The 23,252-nt window shown below is 40.2% G+C and carries 20 protein-coding genes and 1 pseudogene; 10 read left to right on the top strand and 11 right to left on the bottom strand.

What is annotated here, in order from left to right:
* Positions 1–228: 228 nt before the first annotated feature.
* Positions 229–816: a Uma2 family endonuclease gene (locus VE944_RS24315; protein ID WP_324983116.1), complete on the bottom strand. Its 588-nt coding sequence runs from the start codon at positions 814–816 to the stop codon at positions 229–231.
* A 246-nt stretch (positions 817–1,062) separates the two neighbouring features.
* Between VE944_RS24315 and VE944_RS24310 the strand changes: the two genes are divergently transcribed.
* Complete coding sequence (locus VE944_RS24310) at positions 1,063–2,172, top strand: AAA family ATPase (protein ID WP_324983113.1); 1,110 nt, start codon at positions 1,063–1,065, stop codon at positions 2,170–2,172.
* Complete coding sequence (locus VE944_RS24305; protein WP_324983111.1) at positions 2,169–2,660, top strand: hypothetical protein; 492 nt, start codon at positions 2,169–2,171, stop codon at positions 2,658–2,660. Before VE944_RS24310 ends, VE944_RS24305 begins: the two co-directional genes overlap by 4 nt.
* Before the next feature lie 156 nt (positions 2,661–2,816).
* Here the strand turns inward: VE944_RS24305 and VE944_RS24300 are convergent, their stop codons facing one another.
* From VE944_RS24300 to VE944_RS24280, 6 genes and pseudogenes are all read right to left on the bottom strand, one after another.
* On the bottom strand, positions 2,817–3,437 hold the full coding sequence (locus VE944_RS24300) for a pentapeptide repeat-containing protein (RefSeq protein WP_324983108.1): 621 nt from the start codon (positions 3,435–3,437) through the stop codon (positions 2,817–2,819).
* Between the two features lie 372 nt (positions 3,438–3,809).
* A complete protein-coding gene (locus VE944_RS24295) occupies positions 3,810–4,772 on the bottom strand; it encodes an orange carotenoid protein N-terminal domain-containing protein (protein WP_324983105.1) in 963 nt (320 codons plus the stop codon).
* A gap of 122 nt (positions 4,773–4,894) precedes the next feature.
* Positions 4,895–4,984: pseudogene (locus VE944_RS34360) on the bottom strand (hypothetical protein); the annotation flags it as partial.
* Between the two features lie 931 nt (positions 4,985–5,915).
* Positions 5,916–6,785: a polyphosphate kinase 2 family protein gene (locus VE944_RS24290; RefSeq protein WP_324983102.1), complete on the bottom strand. Its 870-nt coding sequence runs from the start codon at positions 6,783–6,785 to the stop codon at positions 5,916–5,918.
* Positions 6,786–6,958: 173 nt separating this feature from the next.
* Positions 6,959–7,450: a hypothetical protein gene (locus VE944_RS24285; protein ID WP_324983099.1), complete on the bottom strand. Its 492-nt coding sequence runs from the start codon at positions 7,448–7,450 to the stop codon at positions 6,959–6,961.
* A gap of 161 nt (positions 7,451–7,611) precedes the next feature.
* A complete protein-coding gene (locus tag VE944_RS24280; protein ID WP_324983096.1) occupies positions 7,612–8,898 on the bottom strand; it encodes a proton extrusion protein PcxA in 1,287 nt (428 codons plus the stop codon).
* 611 nt (positions 8,899–9,509) lie between these two features.
* Here VE944_RS24280 and VE944_RS24275 point away from each other — a divergent pair.
* The 3 genes from VE944_RS24275 to VE944_RS24265 all read left to right on the top strand — a co-directional run bounded on the left by VE944_RS24275 (position 9,510) and on the right by VE944_RS24265 (position 12,545).
* Complete coding sequence (locus tag VE944_RS24275; protein WP_324983119.1) at positions 9,510–10,697, top strand: glycosyltransferase; 1,188 nt, start codon at positions 9,510–9,512, stop codon at positions 10,695–10,697.
* Between the two features lie 103 nt (positions 10,698–10,800).
* Positions 10,801–11,367, top strand: coding sequence for a Uma2 family endonuclease (locus VE944_RS24270; protein WP_324983093.1), 567 nt, complete (start codon positions 10,801–10,803; stop codon positions 11,365–11,367).
* 299 nt (positions 11,368–11,666) lie between these two features.
* Positions 11,667–12,545: a tetratricopeptide repeat protein gene (locus VE944_RS24265; RefSeq protein WP_324983091.1), complete on the top strand. Its 879-nt coding sequence runs from the start codon at positions 11,667–11,669 to the stop codon at positions 12,543–12,545.
* Positions 12,546–12,671: 126 nt separating this feature from the next.
* On the opposite strand, the gene VE944_RS24260 is transcribed toward VE944_RS24265, so the two are convergent.
* The 3 genes from VE944_RS24260 to VE944_RS24250 form a co-directional block, all read right to left on the bottom strand.
* The gene (locus tag VE944_RS24260; RefSeq protein ID WP_324983088.1) at positions 12,672–13,838 is read right to left on the bottom strand and encodes a pyridoxal phosphate-dependent aminotransferase; all 1,167 of its coding nucleotides are present in this window, start codon (positions 13,836–13,838) and stop codon (positions 12,672–12,674) included.
* Between the two features lie 363 nt (positions 13,839–14,201).
* On the bottom strand, positions 14,202–15,284 hold the full coding sequence (locus VE944_RS24255) for a class I fructose-bisphosphate aldolase (RefSeq protein WP_324983086.1): 1,083 nt from the start codon (positions 15,282–15,284) through the stop codon (positions 14,202–14,204).
* Positions 15,285–15,696: 412 nt separating this feature from the next.
* Positions 15,697–16,062: a DUF1622 domain-containing protein gene (locus VE944_RS24250; RefSeq protein ID WP_324983083.1), complete on the bottom strand. Its 366-nt coding sequence runs from the start codon at positions 16,060–16,062 to the stop codon at positions 15,697–15,699.
* Between the two features lie 211 nt (positions 16,063–16,273).
* Here VE944_RS24250 and VE944_RS24245 point away from each other — a divergent pair, with 211 nt between their 5' ends.
* From VE944_RS24245 to VE944_RS24235, 3 genes are all read left to right on the top strand, one after another.
* Complete coding sequence (locus tag VE944_RS24245) at positions 16,274–16,588, top strand: hypothetical protein (RefSeq protein WP_229554754.1); 315 nt, start codon at positions 16,274–16,276, stop codon at positions 16,586–16,588.
* A gap of 496 nt (positions 16,589–17,084) precedes the next feature.
* Positions 17,085–19,100 (top strand): pentapeptide repeat-containing protein, encoded by a 2,016-nt coding sequence (locus tag VE944_RS24240; RefSeq protein ID WP_324983078.1) that lies wholly within the window; start codon positions 17,085–17,087, stop codon positions 19,098–19,100.
* A 479-nt stretch (positions 19,101–19,579) separates the two neighbouring features.
* Positions 19,580–20,035, top strand: coding sequence for a hypothetical protein (locus VE944_RS24235; RefSeq protein ID WP_324983076.1), 456 nt, complete (start codon positions 19,580–19,582; stop codon positions 20,033–20,035).
* A gap of 484 nt (positions 20,036–20,519) precedes the next feature.
* Here the strand turns inward: VE944_RS24235 and VE944_RS24230 are convergent, their stop codons facing one another.
* A complete protein-coding gene (locus tag VE944_RS24230) occupies positions 20,520–21,056 on the bottom strand; it encodes a Uma2 family endonuclease (protein ID WP_324983073.1) in 537 nt (178 codons plus the stop codon).
* A gap of 103 nt (positions 21,057–21,159) precedes the next feature.
* On the opposite strand from VE944_RS24230, the gene VE944_RS24225 reads away from it, so the two are divergent.
* Together VE944_RS24225 and VE944_RS24220 are read left to right on the top strand one after the other, a co-directional pair.
* Positions 21,160–22,707, top strand: coding sequence for an FAD-dependent oxidoreductase (locus VE944_RS24225; protein ID WP_324983070.1), 1,548 nt, complete (start codon positions 21,160–21,162; stop codon positions 22,705–22,707).
* Between the two features lie 23 nt (positions 22,708–22,730).
* The coding region (locus VE944_RS24220; RefSeq protein ID WP_324983068.1) for an actin-binding WH2 domain-containing protein at positions 22,731–23,252 on the top strand (522 nt) is incomplete at its 3' end.

Here is a 23,252-nt window from a genome sequence, read left to right as displayed (position 1 = left end):
CCTTAATCCCCTCCCCGTGAACGGGGAGGGGAGGTTTTGTCGCTAGACAAAAGCGGGGTGGGGTTCCGACGACTTAATTGGTAATTGAGTAAGCTTGATATAACGTCATTGCCAGGGTTTTGCGTTAAGTTGACACGTATGACAGATGTGCGCCCCTACGAGTATGTATGTTGAACTGTGGGAAGAAAGCCGTTTTGAAATGCGCCATGTGTATCCTAATCGATAAAGCTACATAATCTGCTGTAAATGCAACACAAATCCAGGTAGTACATTTTCTCCTGATAAACTAGCAGGATTATCTAATATCTCTACATCTTTACCTGGACGATAAATTTCTACTCGCTTGTTTTTCCGGTCGATTAACCAGCCTAATTGAGCGCCATTTTCGATATACTCCTGCATTGTCTCCTGCAATTCTTTCAAGGAATCACTACGAGAACGCAACTCTACTACAAAATCAGGACAAATTGGAGCAAATTTTTCTTGTTGTTCTGGAGTTAAAGCATTCCACCGCTCAATTTTTACCCAAGAAGCATCAGGAGAACGTTCCGCACCATTAGGTAGGGTGAAACCGGTTGAAGAGTCAAAAACTTCGCCTAAATTACTCTCAGAGTTCCAAATATCTAATTGAGTGGTAATTTTAACATTACGTCTGCCAGTATCACTACCTGTCGGTGACATAATTAATATTTCCCCTGATGCTGTACGTTCAAATCGATAATCACGGTTTTTCTGACACATCTGGAAAAATTGCTCATCAGTTAAGTCAATTTTCAATTTGAGTGTAGAAGAGAAAGTAGTTGTCGTGACGTTCATAGGCTATTGTGAGCATCTTACTTTCTAGTTTAGTGCTGTGTGGAGTGCGTAGGCGTAGCCCGTCGTAGACATCGCATGATGAGATGATGGCATTTGTTATGAAAGTAAATGTAATCTAATATGTAGCTAATCCCTTTGTTGATCAGCAAAGCACCCGAATTATCAGGACGTTCGTGGTAATGCTTATTTACTACTTAGGCAGCTCAAAAAGTTTTTTCACTTTCCACTCCTCGGAATCATTTTCTTATGCTCCAAAGACTATATATACACAACTTCAGATGCCTAGAAAACTTTGAACTGCCCATAAAGGGGATGTCATCTGCTCTGTTAATTGGAAAAAACGGTTCAGGTAAATCAACTACTGCCTCTGCATTAGAGGTACTTCAGAAGATTAGCCGAGGCATAAATAGAGTTGCCCAACTTGTCCAGTCGAAAGATTTTACTCGTGGAAGATCTGATGTTCCAATCCGGTTTGAAATAGAAGTATTACTTGACGATAAATTATACAAATATGTCCTTGCCTTGGAGTTGCCAGAAAAATTTAAAGAGCTTCGAGTTTCTGAAGAGCAACTGCTAGTTTCAGGAGATCCAATCTACTCTCGAAAGGAAGCCAAAGTTACTCTTCACAACAGTTCACAAAATCGTGAAGCTCAGTTTTTGGTGGATTGGCATCTTGTCGCCCTTCCAGTAATTCAGGAGCAATCAGAAACTGATCCACTTCGTATCTTCAAGACTTGGCTTGCTCGCATGATTATTTTAGCCCCGATTCCAAGTTTGATGACAGGAGACTCTAACGGAGACACTTTGGAGCCAAAACAGGATGGTTCAAACTTCGGGGAGTGGTTTTCTGGGTTACTTAGTCGCTATCCTGCTGCATACACACAGGTTGTCCAATATCTCCGTGAAGTTATGCCTGATATTAAGGATTTTTTGAATGAACTAATCGGCAAAGACTCAAAAAGCATGATTGTTCGCTTTCAAAAAAATAATGCGAATCTGAGTGTTGACTTTGAAGCCTTATCTGATGGGGAAAAATGCTTTTTTCTTTGCTCTGTTGTCTTAGCTGCTAACGAATCATACGGCCCTCTTTTTTGCTTCTGGGACGAGCCTGATAACTATCTCGCCATATCAGAGGTTGGACATTTTATATCATCACTGCGACGCTCATTTAAAAATAGTGGACAAATTTTGGTGACTTCGCATGATCAAGAAGCAATCCGAAAGTTTTCAAATGAAAATACCTTTGTACTTGATCGAAAAAGCCACTTAGAGCCAACTTTAATCAGATTGCTCAGTGATATTTCTGTTCCAGGTGATCTTGTAGATGCCTTGATTAGTGGTGATATAGAACTATGAGCGTAAATAAGGAGAAACCGCATATTCTTGTATTGCCTGAAGACGATGCTAATCGTCAGATTGCAAACGGATTTATTCTTGATCTAAACCTTGATCGCCGCGTTATTCAAATCCTACCAGAGGCTCGTGGTTGGCAAGATGTTGTGCAGAAATTCATGAATAATTATGCCTCTACAATGCGACAATATCCAGACAGAATGATTGCTTTGCTGATTGATTTTGATGAAAATGAAGATAGATTAATTTATGTAAATAATCAGATTCCAGATAATTTAAGAAATAGAGTATTTGTTCTTGGAGTGTTATCTGAACCAGAGAGGTTAAGGAGAGATATTAACAGAAATTTTGAAAAGATCGGAGAAGCTCTTGCAAAAGATTGCTCTGATAACACGAATGAATTGTGGGGGCACGATCTTCTCAAACACAATAGAACTGAATTAGATCGGATGATTTCATCTGTCAAACCATTTCTATTTAATTTAAAGTAGATATCTTAAATATTTACATAACACAATCATACAATAACAGGATTTTTAGGCAAGAGCTATCACTTTTTTCTAAAATCTTATCTATTGCTCTTTCCCAAAATCCAAAATTGTAATTCAAAATGAAAGACTAAATTTTTAATTAGACCGCAGCAACGATCAACCCACTTCAATTAAGCTTCGTTCAGGTAGGGTGACTCCGTTAAGTAAGCAGTGGTACAAATCGACCCCATTCAGGTCTACATCCGTGAAATCAACGTAACTTAGATCAGTTTTGTACAAAATAGCTTTGGTAAGACTAGCATAACTCAGGTCTGTATTGCTCAACTTTGCGCCAGTCAGGTTTGCACCATTAAGATTTGCCCCAGCCAAAAAAGCACCGCTTAAGTTAGCATAGCGCAAATCTGCCCCAGCCAAGTTTGCATTACTGAGGTCAGCATCATGCAAGTCTGCTAAACGCAGGTCTGCTTTCACTAGGGAAGCCTTATGCAAGTCTACTTTCCTAAGAGTTGCCCGTATCAGATTAGCAGCCTTGAGGTTTGTCAAAATCATGTTTGCTCCACTAAAGTCGGTTCTCCAGAGAACCGCCGCAGTCAAATTGGCTTCGATCAGGTTTGCTTGGCGCAGGTTGGACTGTGATAAAGTCGCATTAGTCAAGTTAGCTCGATTCAAATTGATTCCAGCTAAACGCACCTCGCTGAGGTTAACTAAGTTCAGGCTTACTTGAGGGAAATTTCTCTCTCCTGCACAATAACGTTTAAGAAGTTCATCAGTATCCATACACCCCGCCTCCCAAATCTCCATTTATCACCTGAAAATTACAGTATCTAATCGATAATTGCTGAAAATAGCTCTCATTCGGAGGCTTTTAACGACTCCGCACTAACCTTAAAACTGTTTAACAATCTTTTACAAAATCGCCGATGGAATCGGTTGCTTTCAACAGCGATCGCACAACTAAAATACCAAATAAGCCCTTATTAAGTTTTTTTAATTTAAGCGTACCGAGGTGGCGATGTCTACGATGGGCTATGACGCTCGAATGCAAGAGCGTGGCGTCCGCAAGACTCGTTAACGCTTCCCTGTCGGTGTCGCTCCTTCATCACAGTTTTTCGTAGGGGCACAGCACTGCCGTGCCCTTAAAAAAGTGATTTATTTACGTACTAGGTTAAGCAGTTCTTTTGGAGAAGCGAGCAAGTCAATCGCTACAAAAAAGATTTTGCCTTGGGGATCTATCAAAAACCGCCATGCAATATTCATCCCAACACTGGCACCGAACCAAGGGGTTTGGACTTTGCCTGTAACTTTAACTTGTGTATAGCCATCTTCCACTGGCTCAGATATACCACGCTCTGGGATCATCTTTAATCCCTGGCATTCTTCACGCATATAAGCACGGATTGCCTCTTGACCAACAATCGGTCTTTCAAAGGGGGGTTGCAACGCACCTTCAGAGCGAAACAGAGCAACCGCAGCATCAAAGTCATTGGCATTCATGTTGTTGATATAGCCCAACACTGTAGCGTTGTTGATACCCTCAATGGTGACTTTAGTCCGAAATGCTGGTGCAATGGGTGGAGACACTGGCTCTGTGACTTTTTTGTAACTACCAGGAGCATTCGGGTCGAATCCCATGCTAATTACGGTATTGCGTAAAATTGTGATTTGTTGACCTGAATCAGCATTGCGGATTGCTTGTAATACATCAGCAGCCTTGGGAGAAAGCTTGTAGCCTTCTGGGATCGGAGCAACAATTCCCTGAGCCATCCATTCTCCTAACTGATACCAGAAGCCCAATTTAATGTTCACAGTGAAGGATGCATAGGAACGGCACAGGGGAGTGTCAGCACGGTTAGCTAGATCGTACATGACTTGCGTTTGAGCCTCAAAAGGCATCTGCTTAATTTGTTCGAGTAAGCCTTGTGCAAGGATCATGTTAGCTGCTCCTGGAGCGGCAACCGTAATACTTCTACCCATCTCGGTATAGGCAAACCAGAGTAATGCTAGTTGATCTTCAGCATTGAGCTGAGAGAATGATTCGACAACAGTTGGAACAATATCAGCAACTAGGGTGCCGGGAAAAATACTTTGAGCCGACTGGATCGTAAAAGACATAGCAGATGTTCCCAAAAGAAAATTACAGTTGTATCGAATGTGAAAATCAAATGTGCAAAGACGGAAAGTAAATGCGTTTAGCTGTTAACAAAGGCACTCAGGAGTCTTGGTGTAGACATCTTTTACCAAAGGCATAGGGATTCTCTTGCCGTTGATGGATACTCGGCAAAGCACATTGCAGGCTCAACTGCATAGTTATCTAGAAAACTTTGATCAACAGTGGTTTAACGCATTCAGGTTGCTTTTATCTCTTTATGTAAAGAAACATAACAATTTCGTTACAAATAAGCAATACTTCCTCAGTTATTAAATTATAAGTTCTGTCTATAGCAAATATAAGCTTTACTTAAAACAGCTTATGCATAATTGGTGGCTTTGTGCGTATTAACTTCCAACAGCGACGTCAAATAGCCCGTCGTAGACATCGCACGTCTCTACACGCATCAAATTTTGATAAATAATCCTTAACTGAAGCGATCGCGTCTTTTGGAGAAATTAAAGCGAGTCTTATTGTGCGATCGCCCCTGCTCGCGTTCGAGCGTCATAGACCTTTGTAGACATTACCTACTTCTCGCAAAAATACAAAATACCCTATTTGCTTAGTACGGTTTTCACTACTTTTCTTTTATGTCAATTATTTGCAAAAACATATTTGCAATAATATATTAATTTACAAACAATAAAAAAATGATATAAAGTTTTTGTTGATAAAACCCCACAGGGTTTGATTGGATGGCTAACCAGCCTCTAAAGAGACATTTTAGATTTACAAATTTTCTTCAGTTGACAAATAAAACAATTTAGAGGCAAACTTATGAAAACTGATTTTAATTACCCTAGAAAACATTTCATTGGAATCAGTCGTTTTTAGACCTGATTTCAAAAATCAAATACGATTTTTATAGTAGTCCACCATAGAAACTTTGCGGAGTTTATCGTAAGAAAATTAAGGCACCATTCTTAAAGTGAGGTAGATGATTTTTGGCATTTTCTGCCATCTGAGTCATGATTTTCTGGCTGTCACTATCAGACAAACTTCTTTAGTTACAAAAAACATTAATAAATTTAAAACTTTTCATTTTTAACCCTGTATTATACAGCATATTTATGTTATTTTAACCCTTTTTTTATTAGAAGAATAACTCAATCCTCCTGTTCTAAAATGCGTTTTGCCTGCAAAAGTTGCTGTTTATGTTCCTCACTAACTGTTGGGTATTGCAGATTTAGTTCTTGTAATTTTGTGCAGATGATATTGGCAACAGTCAGGCGTGTAAACCATTTGCGATCGGCAGGAATAATATACCACGGGGCCCATTCTGTACTAGTGTTATTAAAAACTTCTTCGTAAGCATTCATGTAATTATCCCAAAAAGCTCGTTCTCGGACATCGCTATCTGAAAACTTCCAATTTTTCTCAGGAAAATCAATCCGTTCTAAGAAGCGTTTTTTCTGCTCTGCTTTTGAGACATTTAGAAAAAACTTCAGGACAATTACACCATTATTTACCAAATATTTTTCAAAATTATTAATTTCTTCAAAACGCTGCTTCCATATCTTATTCCCTTCAGGTAACTGGGGAATTTGTTGCTTTTTCAGCATTTCTGGATGGACACGAACTACTAATACTTCTTCATAGTATGAACGGTTGAATATTCCAATTCGACCTCTTTCTGGTAAAGCCTTAGTTGTTCGCCACAGGTAGTCATGGTCTAATTCTTCCGCACTGGGCCCCTTGAAACTAAACACCTGAAACCCTTGCGGGTTTACACCAGAGGTCACATGTTTAATTGTGCTATCTTTACCAGCAGCATCCATTGCCTGAAAAATAATCAACAAGGAATATGTGTTTTGAGCGTAGAGAATATTTTGGTAATTTGCTAGTCGTTCAATATCTGCCTGTAATTTAGTTGCAGCATCAGCTTTTTCATGAAACTCAGTTTTATAGGCTGGGTCATAGTTTTTTTTCAGAGAAATCTTTGAACCTGGTGGAACAATGAAAGCATCGTGATTCATAATTTTTAACCAATTCTGAGAGTTTAAGTCCCTCTTCAATCATCGGCAAGCTTTGTAGTTCTTTCTAAATTCCTGTTATAAAACTTAATGACGTAGGCGTACCCCTACTCTTAAGCAAAGTAGGTGCAGTGTCTGTCTGCAACCCGCTACGCGAAACCGTAAGATGTTACGAATTACACTTGCTCTTTTGATTTACGTCGCCTTGGCATAGGACGCATCGCTTCACGTCCCAACATAAACATCCCTGCAACACCCAAGCTTACAAACCAAATATATTGATACCAGTATTGGCGAATTTGCTCACCCGCACTGAGTTCTGGACGCAACGTGTTTAAGTACAGCAGCAGTACTAATATCATCAGCGCCCCAAAACCAACAAAGCTTAAGCCAACACCAATTCGTGCATGTCGCAGTTCAAAATCACTAATAGTGTCTAGGTCAATTTCTACCAATTCCTTAAATGAATCATCTGCCAAAGATGACGTTGCTTGGAATTTATTGCTCAGTTTTGGTGGCAAAATCGACGACAGTGTTGCTACGGTTGGGCGGCGTAGCAAAGCCTCAGTATCTCGCAGGAATTCTAATGGCTTACGGCTAATAGTTGGTTGAGCAAACTCTATTTTGTCTGTGGGAGTTGGGGCATTAGCTTTGCTTTCAAAATCCATAGTACACTTCAGAAGAACCAGGATATATATAGCCTAGCGAATCAGGAGACAAATACGCCAGAATAATTATCAATTACGTTAGCGCAGCGTTCGTGTACTCTTACAGAGAAGCAAGCTACGCGTAGCGTCTCGTAAAGAGGAAAGAGCGTCATTACAAATTATCAATTACCCTCGTCCATCTCTTTTAATGTAGCTAATGCTGACGGAGATAAGCGACTCAGATAGCGGAATATCCAGTATTTAAAGATAGTGTTTAAAATTACCGGAAATGTAGCAATAAAGAAAAATACTATAGTTTTATTGCCTGGCAGCCCTAAATGTTCTGCCAATCCTTCAAGAATAACCTCCCATCCTTCTGTTGAGTGAAATCCTACGAACATATCTGTAGAGAGAATAATTAAAAAAGCCTTGGCACTATCGCTTAGTCCATAAACAATATTATCTATAAAAGATTTCACCATCACAATTTCTTTCTTGCTTATAATGACAATGGTACTAAAAGAAATTAGTGATATTAAATCAGCAAATACATTGCTAATAGCACTATTATGTTTTATGTAAAATTCCTCAGCTATCTCAATGGCTTTGTCTTTTACCTTTTCTTTTATTACTTCTGAAGAAATTTGTGGTGCTTGATTTAGGAAATATTCAAACATCAGGCTTTGTTGATAATTATGCAATTTATGGAGAGCTTCTTTTTCCATATCAGAATTGATAAAAATTTGGGTTATATTCTTTTCTCTGTTTCTTTCTAATATGGGATATACTAAAAAATTTTTAGATAATTGCTGGGTTAAAAAGGGTACAATAATTAACGTTAGTATAAATCTAATAGAAATTTTTGTCCTATTTTTAGAAATTCGGTAATTTCTGACAAACTCTTCTTCCGTCTGCGGTTCCAAATCTACTTTGATTCTATTCAATCTTTGACCCATAGACATCGATAGTAATCTAGCTTGTTGAGATAGAGGTTGAGGTCGGCTATGATTAAGATTAGATGATAACTGTTTGTTGATTTTGCTCTGGTTAACTTGTAGTGTTTGAGAAGTTGATCTTGAGGCATTGTTACTAATTAATTCATCTTTTAGAGCGTACCTCTCTACAACTTCATCAATATTTTTTAGATTTTCTAACAATACAGAGTTAGAGATATTTAAAATTTTCCGACTAAGGCGAAACTCTATAAGTCTTACTTTGATAGTAGTTAAATTCTTATCGAGGTATCCTTGCCAATAAGACATCACATTTTCAGTATAATTTACTGATTGTGAAGATATTTTCTTGCCGTCAAAATGTTCTATTTCAATGTTTTTAATTCTCTGAGCGGCTTGTTGAGCTTCTAAGAGTGCCCTTTCTGGTGTATCTAAAAACCAAACGTTAAGCGATCGCAAATAATCTTTGAGATTTTGGCGAAATAAATTTGCTGTTCTGGCGAAGGCATTTTTCATTATATATGATTCTCTATATAATGCGTATAATAGTTATATAAACATTAAAAATGGGTAATATCTAGTTTAAAATATTATTAATCATTACCCATATATATATTAGATAATTTTATTATTTTGAGTGTAGACGTATTAGAGGATTAGATAAGGAGAAGGGGCGATTTTCTATAATTTTAAATCGACTCCGATCGCCATTGTCGGTAAAGACTAGTGTGACATGAATACAAAATTACACTTTACAGCTTAATATAGCAAGCTTTGTAGAGACTTAGCCTGTTAAGATTTTTTAGCCTTATTTAGAAATATTGTCAAAAAAACAAAATAGATATATCTTGAGTTAGTTTCAGTCAGCTTGTCTAACAAGTAAAACTTGAGGATTCTTGATTAAGTAGTCATTGGTCATTGGTGCATACCCCATCTCTTGCGATGCTATGAGCAAGTTTTTGGGATAAGGCAGTTTTAGTTGATAGGGACAGAGTAACTCTTGACAAATGATAAATGACTGTCCTTTGTTAAAAACTCGCCTTATGATGGTCTGATGCTATATCGGCACAAAATAAAAGTTGGTCACTACAGTAAGCAAAAAATTTGAACCAGAATTTATTGGCAATATGAAACTCAGTCTGTGCATGATTGTGAAAAATGAAGCAGCAACACTGCCTAAATGTCTGAGCAGTGTCCGAAAAGTGGTGGATGAAATGGTAATCTTGGATACAGGCTCAATTGATCGTACTCCTAATATTGCCCAACAACTTGGTGCAAAAGTCTATCATTTTAAATGGTGTAATGACTTCAGTGCTGCCCGCAATGCAGCTCTAAAATATGTCACTGGTGATTGGATTCTGGTATTAGATGCTGATGAAACTCTCACACCAGGAATTGTACCGCAGTTGCGAGAGGCGATCGCAAGAGACGAATACCTGCTCATCAACCTCGTCCGCCACGAAATTGGTGCAGAACAATCTCCCTATTCTCTAGTTTCCAGGCTGTTCCGCAATCATCCAGATATTTGCTTTGACCGTCCTTATCATGCCTTAGTGGATGATAGTGTGTCAGCAATTATAGCCCAAGAACCCCATTGGCAAGTAGGTTATTTACCAGGGGTAGCACTTGTACACACAGGATATCAAAAAAGTGCGATCGCTCAAAATAACAAATATGCCAAAGCAGCTACAGCAATGGAAGGGTTTCTCGCTACTCATCCTGATGATCCCTATGTTTGCAGTAAATTAGGGGCATTGTATGTGGAAACTGGGAAAATTACTCAAGGTATGGAGTTGCTTAGACGAGGAATTACTACTGCTGAAGAAAACTACGATATTTTATATGAACTCCATTACCATTTAGGCATTGCTTACAGTCGGTTGCAAAAATCTCCACAGGCTATTTCTCATTATCAAGCTGCGATAAAATTGCCAATTTACCCCATGCTCAAATTAGGAGCATACATCAACTTGGGTAACTTACTCAAAGCAGCAGGAGATTTAAACGGTGCAAAAACTGCTTACGCCACAACTTTGAAGATTGACCCTAATTTTGTTTTTGGACATTATAATTTGGCGATGATATTTAAAGCTTTGGGTTTATTTACAGATGCGATCGCATATTATCAAAATGCAATCGCGTTAAATCCTAACTATGCCGAAGCCTATCAAAATTTAGGGGTAGTGTTGCTGAAAGTTGGCAATCATCAAGATAGTTTAACAGCTTTTAGAAAAGCGATCGCCCTTCATGAAAGGTATAATCCCGAAGAGGCGAAAAGACTACGCCAGGGGTTGCGGGAGATGGAGTTGATGTAGATGTGAGCAGGTATTGGGGATTCGACATGGGGCATTGGGAGAATAACCAATGACAAATGACAAATGCCATTAGGATATTAGTATCAATATTTCAGAGGTTCCTATGAGCCAAACCATTGATGAACGGATACGTTGGACAATCACAGACTTAGAGTTATTGCCAGATAATGGTAATCGCTACGAAATTATCGATGGAGAATTATTTGTGACTAGGGCACCGCATTGGGGGCATCAAAAAGCTACTGGTAATATTTATGCAGAATTAAGAACTTGGTCACTCTCAACAGGTCTTGGTGAGGCTGTCCCAACACCAGGAATTATTTTTACTGAGGCGGATAATGTTATTCCTGATGTGGTTTGGGTAAGTAAAGAACGCCTCGCCCTTTTACTTGACAATGAAGGACATTTAACAGGAGCGCCAGAACTGGTTGTAGAAGTACTTTCTCCTGGAGTCCAAAACGAGCGACGCGATAGGGAAGTTAAGCTAAAATTATATGCTTCTAGAGGAGTTCAAGAATATTGGATTTTGAACTGGCAATTACAACAAGTTGAAGTGTATCGCCGAGAAAAAGCAGTTTTGAAATTAGTGGCAACATTATTCGCAACAGATGACTTATCTTCACCTCTGTTACCATATTTTGCTTGCACTGTAGCGCGGTTGTTTGTGTAAGTGAATGCGCGGAACTTCGAGCTTACAATTCAGAACTTCAAGATCGGGACAGAAAACATAAGGCTGATAACCCTGAACATCAGATTAAAAGACTTGCAATTAAAAAAATGTTCAGTAGCGTAATGGACTATTTTACATATTGTGATGGTTAGAGACAAATCGCCGTAAAGTTCCTTAGTAAGCCTGTATTATTTTGTATAAACACTCGACAATAACATTTATTATTTATGTTATTTATAAGACAATTCTTGTTTTCTCAATTGTCGATAGGGGTTGCAAAAACCTTCGCCATAGCAACCTTGACTACATTTACCACTACTGCCAGCATTAATCAGCCCAGTTATCCTAGCGACATAAAATTCTTGGGAATTGGTCTAAGTGATGCTCCTAAAGTTGCAACACTCACGGCTGAAGACTTGTTTAATCAGGGTTTGGATAAGCTAAAGAAAGGAGATTTGCAAGGAGCGATCGCAGCTTATACTGAAGCAATTCGCCTCAATCCTAACTTTGCTGAAGCCTACACCAACCGGGGTGTTGTCCGCGCTCGATTGGGAGATAAAAAGGGGGCAATGGAAGATTACAACCAAGCTTTGCGGATTAATCCCAACTATGCCCCAGCCTACTGCAACCGGGGTATTCTCCGCGCTGATTTGGGAGATAAAAAGGGAGCAATCGAAGATTACAACCAAGCTGTGCGGATTAATCCCAACTATACCCCAGCTTACAGCAATCGAGGAAGTGCCCGCGCCCAATTGGGAGATAACAAGGGGGCAATCGAAGATTACAACCAAGCTTTGCGGATTAATCCCAACTTGGCCCCAGTCTACAGTAACCGAGGAAATGCCCGCGCTGATTTGGGAGATAAAAAGGGGGCAATCGAAGATTACAACCAAGCTTTGCGAATTAATCCCAACGATGCCGAAGCTTACAGCAACCGGGGTATTATTCGCTCTGAATTGGGAGATAAAAAGGGAGAAATTGAAGATTACAACCAAGCTTTGCGAATTAATCCCAACTTTGCCCCAGCCTACTACAACCGGGGTGTTGTCCGCACCCAATTGGGAGATAAAAAGGGGGCAATTGCTGACTTGCAGCAAGCCGCAGATATCTTTAAACAACAAGAAAAAATAGAAGATTATCAAAAAACACTGGAAATCATCAACCAACTTCAGAAGTAGATGCTTGAGGCTTGGAACTCGGAACTTCAAGCTTGAAAATGAACTCCACCTGTTCTGAGTCGAAAAGGTGGAGTTAAAAGTTGGAGAGTCGCTAAATTCTCCTCACAACTGACAAATGACAACTAACTAAATACGCGACTTGACAAATTTCTCCAATCTATCCATTCCCTTTTCAATCGTCGCCATATCTGTGGCGTAGGAAAGGCGAATGTTGTCATCAGCGCCAAAAGCAATTCCGGGAATAACTGCAACTTGATGTTTTTCTAGCAAGGCGTCACAAAATTCTAAAGATTTTAGACCGGTTTTGCTGATATCAGGAAACAGATAAAAAGCGCCATCTGGTTTTGCAGTACTCAATCCGGGAATAGCGTTGAGTCTGTCTAGCATTACCTGGCGGCGTTTGGCGAAGGCTTGGCGCATTTCTTCGACACAATCTTGAGAATTTTGTAGAGCTGCGATCGCACCATATTGGGCAAACGTACATACGTTAGATGTACTATGTCCTTGGATGGTACTGGCTGCTTTAATGATTTCCACAGGCCCCGCTAAATAGCCGAGACGCCACCCAGTCATAGAATAAGCCTTCGCAAACCCATTACTAATCAAAGTGCGGTCAAAAATTTCCTTCCCAAGAGAACCGATGCTGATATGTTCTGCACCGTCGTAGAGAATCTTTTCGTAAATCTCATCAGAGACGACAAAGATATCTGCATCAACTACTACTTTTGCCAGTGCTTTGATTTCATCTGGCGTGTAAACCATCCCTGTAGGATTAGATGGAGAGTTGAGGATAAATAACTTTGTCTTCGGCGTGATTGCTTTACGGAGTTGTTCAGGAGTAATTTTATAACCAGTTGTTGCATCTGTAGCCACAATTACTGGGACTCCACCGACCAAAGTCACCATTTCGGGATAACTTAGCCAGTAGGGTGCAGGGATAATTACCTCATCACCTGGATCGATCAGCGCCACGATTAAGTTGTACAGAGAATGCTTACCGCCATTGGTGACGATGACATTCTCGGACTTGTAATCAAGACCGTTATCAATTTTAAGCTTATGGGCGATCGCTTCCCTCAACTTTGGTTCTCCGGCTGCTGCACCATACTTGGTTTTGCCTTCTTCCAAAGCTTTTACTGCTGCGGCTTTAATATGCGCTGGAGTATCAAAATCTGGTTCTCCAGCACTAAAACTACAAACATCTATTCCCTCTGCCTTCAGTGCCTTAGCCTTGGCTGCGATCGCTAAGGTTAATGAAGGTGTTACCTGACTTACTCTTGCTGCCAGCTTCATTCTTACTATTTTTTGGCAAATCTTTCACTTATTTAAGGATATCCCAGAATCCCTACCGATCTTTGCCTTTTATATAATTCCTTTGCTGGTTCGCCTTTGAGGCTAGCTGTAGCTATCATCAGCCCCCAAAATACACCAAAACGAACTTTAGTTGCCTGAGAAACTGTAAAGTTGGCAGAGGTAAGTAAGTGATGAAATTCTTTTTGGGTGTAATTGGAAATAGTAGTCTGTCAAGGAATAATTGACCAGTACATTCTCTGTAGAGACGGCGATTTATCGCGTCTCTACGTGAGGGCTTTCTGGCTGATCCCAAGCGTATTTGGGTAAAACTGAATCTGACTTGTGTCTACACCGTAGGCTCCCCTAAGCTATCGTCACATCTGGCGACAAATAAACATCTTGAATGGCGTGAAATAACTTCACACCTTCCTCAAAGGGGCGTTGGAAGGTCTTTCGCCCAGAAATTAATCCTGAACCACCAGCCCGTTTATTAATTACAGCCGTGCGAACTGCTTCTGCAAAGTCGTTTTTACCAGTCGCGCCACCAGAATTAATCAGTCCTACACGCCCAGAGTAGCAATTCAGCACCTGGTAACGAGTTAAATCAATTGGGTGATCAGTTGTTAACTCTGTGTAAACCCGCTCATCTGTTTTGCCGTAAGTCTTACCAGTGGCTTTGGCAATTGCACCGTAACCATTGTTATTTTCAGCTAACTTTTGTTTGATAATGTCGGCTTCAATGGTTACACCCAAATGATTCGCCTGTCCGGTGAGGTCAGCAGCAAGGTGGTAATCTTTATCTTGTTTAAAAGCGTTGTTCCGCAGATAACACCAGAGAATTGTCACCATCCCCAGTTCATGGGCGCGTTTAAAAGCTCGGCTGATTTCCTGAATTTGTCTGGTAGAATTCTCTGAACCAAAGTAAATTGTCGCACCTACAGCCGCCGCCCCTAAATTCCAAGCTTGTTCCACATCAGCAAACAATACCTGGTCAAATTGATTGGGGAAAGTCAGCAATTCGTTGTGATTGATTTTGGCAATAAAAGGTATTTTGTGGGCATACTTGCGCGAAACAATACCTAATGTCCCCAAAGTGGTAGCAATCGCATTGCAACCTGCGGCGATCGCTAATCTGACAATATTTTCTGGGTCAAAGTAAATCGGATTGGGCGCAAAAGACGCACCTGCTGAGTGTTCAATCCCTTGGTCTACCGGGAGAATAGACAGATACCCAGTATATGCAAGACGACCAGTAGAATAAAGTAACTGAAGATTACGTATTACTTGCGGGTTGCGATCGCTGTTGAGCCAGATGCGATCTACAAAGTCTGGCCCCGGCAAATGTAGTAAATCAGTAGGAAGTTTTGCTTTGTAGGTAAGCAAGTCTTCAGCTTCTTTACCTAGCAATGACTCGATAGAATTAGCCTCTATGAGCGCTGTAGTCATAGTTTTTTCCTCAAAAATTGAGTAAATGACCTTTGCCTTTAAGATAGCATTTTTAATATTCCTAACCTGGTTATGGAGATATTAACTATATGTAAAATCCTTCTGATTAGCAATCTGAAATTATCTGTAAAAACTTGTTTTAATGATTCAACGTGAGATTTAATTATCAGAATTTGCGTTTTCTCCCAAATAAATACCTTCTTAAGAAAGATGCAAAGTGATAGGATAACGCTAAAGACCAGAATTTGTCTTCAAGTTTGCAAGTTAATGGTCTTTAACAGATTTGCTGCAACCATAAGTTTTGCCTGGTAAATATTACACCTGAGAATTAGAGACAAAGATTGCAGCAATCACATAACCAGCGATCGCTAAAGAACCTAACGATTGGATGATTGCTGTCCCTAATGAGTAATTAAAAAGATTCATCCTTGATATTGTTCTTTTTATTCCTTGCTTGCTCAATTTCTTTTGCCAAAAAGAAATTCAGAATTGTTCGTAGGCCAATGATGGCAGCTAGTTTACCAATTTCATCCCAAGTTGGAGCGATCGTGCTACGTAAAATGTCAGCAGCCAATGCAAACTCAAGGCAAAGAGCCAGCCACATACCCAACTCTAGCCGAATTTCCTCTTTAGCCTGGTTCAGCTTTTTACGCCGACTGAAGAAAAAAACCAGGATCTTGACTACGGCTTCCAAAACAGCGATCGCAATAATAATGCCAGTGAAAATATCAACTACTGTAGCAAGTACAGTCGTCAAATTCGTGACGAAAGCTTCCATATAGTTTATTTCATAGGTTCAAGCAGGCAAACGCCCAGGCGCAAAGCATTGGTGATATTTGTCAGTGTTGGGTTAACAGATCCAATAGAACCTGCCATCTACTAGCTGCTCGATCATGCTATCTTTGTATGCTATCTAGAATTGACAGGAAAGTAAAATCTATCTTCCCCCTATAGTGGTAATAATCCGTTAAAAGAACAAACACAATTCTATGAGTAAGTTTCAAATCGATATCGACTTCAGCAATATAGATTTAGCTTCCCTTGAGACAGAAGAAGATTTTCAAAGAGAGGCAAGAACGTTACTACCAAAGGTACTAGCCAAACTAGGCGAAAGTGTGGGTGAAAAGACTTGGGAAGAATTACAGCAAAAGCTTCAAGGCACTGGAGGTATCAAATCTTCTCCAAGCGAGAAACGCAAGTTTATGCAAGAAACAGCAAGAACTTATCAACGAAATGCCAGTAAGAGAGAAAGGCAAGAACTGGAAGACTATATAGTAGAGCAATTACGCCAGCACAAGCGGTAAAGATCCACCTAGTCCTAATGTACATGTATTTTAACTTCTATTTTTAGCAGTAGTTTTGGTAGGGTGCGTTAGCCAAAGGCTAACGCACCACTGTACTAACTTCTAGTATTCAAAATCATTGTAGAGACACAATATATTTGTACTCAACGAGTCTTTGATACTCGTGAACGAGGCTTTGAACTCCGTTAACGAGTCTTTTATACTCGTGAATGAGGCTTTGAACTCCGTTAACGAGTCTTTTATACTCGTGAATGAGTCTTTGAACTCCGTTAACGAGGCTTTTATACTCGTTCACGAGGCTTTGAACTCCGTTAACGAGGCTTTTATACTCGTTCACGAGGCTTTGAACTCCGTTAATGAGTCTTTGAACTCCGTTAATGAGGCTTTGAACTCCATTAATGAGGCTTTGAACTCCATTAATCAAAAATATCTAACCATTTCTGAATTTACAGGGGTGAGCGTGTAGTAAGATTTGCTCACCTCCGTAAAGTGAAACATGGCTTTAGACTTCTCCGGTCAAAATCTCCGAGGACGCAACTTCAAAGGACAAGACCTTGCGGGTGCAAACTTTAGCTATGCCGACATCCGAGGGGCAAACTTCACTAATGCTAATTTAACAGGTGCAAACTTCAGCCATACCAAAGCTGGACTGCAACGCCGTTGGGCAATTTTCCTAGTTTTTGTCTTGTGGTTGTTGTCGGGACTTTCAGGATTGATCTGGTTTGTAAATAGTTACTTGGTGTCAGAAATATTTAATACTTCCAGCTTAGGATATCAGATTGGCAGATGGACTACCCTAATTTTATTAGTTGCTTTCTTATTGGTCATAATTCGGCCAATAGTAAGAGTAGCAGTCTTTGTGGTAGTGGCAACTTTTACCATAGCTGTGGCAGGAGCAGTAGGCTTCGCTATAGGTGGAGCCGCAGCCGGATCTGGAGTGTTTGCTGTGGCAGGAGCAGGAACCTTCGCTGTAGCCGTAGCATTGATAGTAGCTGCGGCATTTGCTGTAGCTGGATTTGAAGCATTGATAATAGCCGGAGCATTTGCTGTAGCCGGAGCCTTCACTTTTGCCAGATATGGGATCTTAGCTATTGCCGTAGCCTTTGCTGTAGGGTTGTTTAGCATTTACATCGGTTGGCTAGCAATGAAAGGAGACGAAAAATATTCCTCGGTTTGTAATATTGCGATCGCCTTTGCTGCAACAGGAGGTACAAGTTTTCGTGGCGCTAATTTAACCAATGCTGATTTCACCCAAGCTACACTCAAAAGTACAGATTTCCGAAAGACTATTCTTATCTGTAGCCGTTGGCATCAAGCCAAAATGCTTGACCGTGTTCGTCCTGGCTCAACTTATCTGCAAAACTCACAAGTACGTCAACTGCTGGTTACAGGACAGGGACAGGATAAGAATTTTTACCGTGAATACCTGCGGGGTATCAACTTAAAAAAAGCTAACCTAGCAGATGCCAGTTTTATCGGCGCTGATCTCAGTGAAGCCAACTTGCAAGATGCCGATTTGTCAAGAGCAAAACTGAAGCAAACGCAACTAGACGGCACAGATTTAACTGGTGCAAATCTCACAGGCGCGTACATCGAAGATTGGGGCATTACAAATACAACTAAATTGCATGGGGTGAGGTGTGAATATATCTTTATGCGCTTACCCACCAAAGAAGATCCTGACCCTCTCCGTAAACCTGATAATAAACAAGAGGTATTTGCAGACGGGGATTTTGCCGACTTTATCAAGCCAATTTTTGACACCCTCGACCTTTACCATAATCAAGGGGTTGACCCTCGCGCCATTGCCATAGCCTTCAAAAACCTTGCCGAAAACCATCCCGAAGCTCAGTTAGAAATCGTCGCAATGGAGAAACGCGGCGATGATAAAATCTTGCTCAGAGCCAAAACCGCCGCAAGTAGCGATAAATCTCAACTGAATGCAGAATATTTTGATGACTATAATAAACTTAAAGCGTTATCGCAGAGTCAGCAATTATTACTGATAGAAAAAGATAGTTATGTTAGTGATTTAAAAAATATGCTCACAACTGCACTTGGGCAGCCGAAATTTTATACACAAGGAGATACAAATATGGCAGATATTAGCGGCATCAATATTGAAGGCAGCAGTAATGTTAGCGGTATCGCTGGCAATAATTCTATTGCTAATCTAGGAACCATTAGCGGTAACGTGAGTATTGCCCTCAATCAGTTACCTGATGCAACCGATGCCGAGAAACCAGGAATCAAAGAATTATTGTCGCAGTTGCAAGATGCAATCATCCAATCCACATATTTGCCAGAAGAAGAGAAAACCGAAGCGCTAGAACAGGTGAAAGCTTTGGCAGAAGCGGGGAAAAATCCCCAAGAATCGACTAAGCAGAAGACGGCAAAAACAGCAATCACTATGTTGAAAGGGATATTTACAGGCTTACCTGCTGTTGCCACATTAGTTGAAGCGGGTAATAAATTATTGCCTGCGATCGCAAAATTATTTGGTTTAGGATAATTTTGCGTGAGTTAGACGAACCTCTCCCTGCTTTGAGCTAAAGTTCAACTCTGTCCCTCTCCAACGCGCAAGAGAGACAGATTTTATGTAGTAAAACCTCTTAGAGGCCTTTTTATTCGACTAATTATTGCGCCCACATCCGAGGGGCAAACTTCACCAACGCTAAACTCAAAGGTGTAAAAAATTTTATTTTTACTTTCTCGTGGTATTTACAAGTTAAGTCATTTAATAGTAATCTTCTAGTGTCACAGGACTTACGCATTGACAGAAATACAAAATAAATATAGATGGTTTTAAAAACCATATCTGTCGTAGGGTTTAGCATTGATAAACCTCTACAACACGTGTTTATTTACTATCCAAGAATAATTAATCAAGGCTTGAAACAACCTATTTTGGTAAATTCATACCATGATTAATTTGTACAGTGCATAAGTCCTATGTCAATATTTATGCAAAGGTGTCTTGATTCCATGAATATGATGAACTTTAAAATCCAAGGCTTTTTTACGACGTTAATAATTGGTACTGTGGCAGCATTGAGCATTTCAGACGCTATCTCTCAAAAGGTGAACGCCCAAGCTGCGCCTTCTTGTAATAATGCAACCATAAAAGGTAGCTATGGAACTAAATTCACTGGGACGTTTGCAGCAACGTCTACGTCTATAGCTGTAGTTGGTTTAGTCCAGCTTAATGGAAACGGAAATTTACAAGGAACAGATGCTGGTAGCGGTAATGGTACTATATTTACAAACAGGACACTATCAGGAACCTATAATGTTAAACAAGATTGTACGGTGCAGATAATATTCACAAGTAGTCGTGATGAGACAATTTTTTTAAGCGGTATCATTGTTGATGGCGGCAAGGAAATCTTTGTTTTACAAACTAATCCAGGTTCAGTAATTACTGGCACTTTAAAAAAAGTGAAATGATTTACTCCTTCTGTCCCAACGCTTAGAGGACGTTTAAAAAGTATTGGGCGAATAGAATTTGCTACTACACAAACGAAGTCCACCTCCGTAGACTAAGAGAAAATCAAGAATTTTAAACCCACAGAGGTAGGTTTTGCCTGTGTAGCCGCGATTTATAATCGTCAGGGCTAGTAATAAATTAGACTTTACAAACATCCTCTTAAAAATTAATGGGCGTAAGCGTTGCTCTGCTGCTACCCGAAAGATCGCATTTCCATTACTCTCCAAGAATCACCATGTTGAAAGGGATATTTACAGGCTTACCTGCGATTTCTAAATTATCGTGAGTTCGACGAACCTCTCCCTGCCTTGAACTAAAGTTCAAGTCTGTCCCTCTCCGAGTCGGAGAGGGAGGGTTTTGCGTAGTAAAACCAGGGAGAGGTCTTTTCATTAAGCTAATTCGATAAAAAATCCTAAGCCGTTAATACTTGCTGCGCTGTCAGTTTTAACTCAGGAAAAGTCGGAGAAAAATTTGCTGGTTTCCTGTAAATACTGTTTGGTTATAACGTCCTTCATCCAACAAACAAACTGTCACCCTTGCCTCAAGAGGATCAACAATCCAGCATTCAGGGATAGAAAAGGCTGCATACTCAAGTGGTTTCCTTTGATAATCTCGCTTCACAGACTCAGCGCTAACCACTTCTACTGTTAACAGTGGAGGTAACTCAAGCACAGCCGATTTACCCTGAATAGATTGTCGCTGTTCTTCAGTCATCACAATTAAGTCAGGGAGACGGGATTCTTTAACAGAGGTACGAACGCCAGTACCGCTAGGGCGAACCTGCCAGTCTAACCCTAGTCGTTGGATTTCCAAATAGAAGCGGAGCAACAAGAAAGTAATGATAGCTTCATGCAAATCTGAGGCTGGAGGCATTTCTAGCAGTACCCCATCCTCAAGTTCATAGCGCTTGTCAGTGCCATCATCGTAGGTGAGATATTCCTTAAAAGTATACAGACGTTCTACAGGTTTTGTAGTGGACATACTTATGTCTCCAGTTCCTCAAGGGACGTGTGGGAGTGTCACGATCATATCTACTTTCTTCATTCTCAGGTAATTTTGGAATGTAGAGTTGAGTTTTTCCAAAATGTCTTTAACCGAAGAAATTCTTTCCCAATTACCAGGCGATGTTTTAGCAGGGTTACGCCAAAGTGATCGCATCCTAACATCTCTGCGCGAAAACTCCGCACCAGTAGCAACGTTAGTTAAAGAAAGTCAACAGCCTTTAGGAGTTGCAGACTTCGATGTACTTATCTGCGGTGGCACTTTGGGTATTTTAATTGGTTGCGCCTTAGCGGTGAAGGGACTGCGGGTGGCGTTGATGGAACGGGGAATTTTGCGGGGGAGGGAACAAGAGTGGAATATTTCTCGCAAAGAATTAGATGTGTTCGTGGAATTAAACTTGCTGACTGAGGATGAATTAGAGAGTGTGATCGCAACTCAATATAACCCAGCGCGAGTTAGTTTTGCTGGCGGTACAGAAGTTTGGGTAGAGGATGTTTTGAATATTGGCGTAGATCCAGTTTATCTACTAGCTACTTTGAAAACTCGATTTCTGGCCGCAGGTGGAAAGTTGTTAGAAAACACACCCTTTACTGAAGCGGTGGTTCATCCAGATGGGGTGATGGTAAATAACCAATTTAAAACTCGGTTATTAATCGACGCAATGGGACATCTTTCACCCATCACTCAACAAGCACGTCAAGGCAAAAAAGCAGACGCACTGTGCTTAGTTGTAGGAAGTTGCGCCCAAGGTTTTGCGGAAAATAACTCAGGCGACTTGTTATTATCATTTACACCTTTGCAAAATCAATGTCAGTACTTCTGGGAAGCGTTTCCAGCCAGGGATGGCAGAACAACTTACTTATTTACTTATATGGATGCAGATTCCCAACGTTTAAGTTTAGAAGCTCTATTTGAGGAATATCTGCGTCTTTTACCAGAATATCAGGGAGTGGAGTTGAGCAAACTGAAATTTCAGCGATCGCTATTTGGTTTCTTTCCCACCTACCGCCAAAGCCCCATCAAAACCCCTTGGAATCGCATTCTAGCAGTGGGGGATAGCAGTGGTAGTCAATCTCCCTTGAGTTTTGGTGGTTTTGGGGCAATGGTGCGTCACCTGAAGCGTTTAACTTATGGCATTTACGAAGCACTGGAAACAGAACAATTATCTGCAAAAGCGTTAACACTGCTGCAACCCTATCAGCCAAGTTTGACTGTTACCTGGTTGTTTCAAAAAGCTATGAGTGTTGGTGTAAATCAGAAAATTGCCCCAGATCAAATTAACCAACTACTCTCGGCGGTATTTGAGGAAATGCAACAGTTGGGTACACCAGTGCTAAAACCATTTTTACAGGATATAGTGCAGTTTTCGGCACTAACAAAAACACTGTTAAAAACTGGTTTATATCATCCGGTATTAGTTGCAAAGATAATTCCGCAAGTAGGTTTAGCCAGTTTGTTAGATTGGATGTTACATTACAGTAATTTAGGTGTGTACACTACTTTATTTTGGCTAAGTCCAATGCTAGAAACATGGATTAAAAATCAACCAAAAGAACAACAATATTATTGGCATCGTTTGATTGATGCCTGGAAGTATGGTTCTGGCGGTGATTACTCAGATGAAACTTAGAATTTTAGCTGTGTGAGGATAACATGATTGAACGAAAATCTGTAGGAATCAAATACTTTGCGGTGTTGATTGGATTCCTGCGCGATCGCCAAGGATTTCTAGAGGAAGTTCGCCAAGGTACAAGATTACCAAATAAAATTATTTCTCTACTAGTTTGCAGTTCCTTATTTCTCGCTGGTTATGGCGGAATCATTGGCGCATACCATAGTTGGATGCAAGCGTTGTCTTCCGCTATTAAACTTCCAGCCCTTTATTTAATTACACTGCTAATTTGTATTCCAACTTTGTACTTTGCTAACATTGTTTTTGGTTCAAAGCGGACTTTTGGACAGCATTTAGCATTAGTCTTGACTGCTGTTTCAGTTACGAGTGTACTTTTATTTAGCTTTGCGCCAATCACACTGTTTTTCTTAATTACCACCAATAACTACCAATTTTTAATTCTGTTAAATGTCTTCATATTTGCATTAACTGGATTTATTGGTATTTCGTCTTTATATCAAGCCACAAGCTTAGTTTTAGAACAAGATAATGAAGGTAGTAAA

Source organism: Nostoc sp. (assembly GCF_035638895.1).
Taxonomy (GTDB): domain Bacteria; phylum Cyanobacteriota; class Cyanobacteriia; order Cyanobacteriales; family Nostocaceae; genus Nostoc.
The sequence above is the reverse complement of the archived record's forward strand: the minus strand, read 5'-3'. Positions and strand labels throughout refer to the sequence as shown.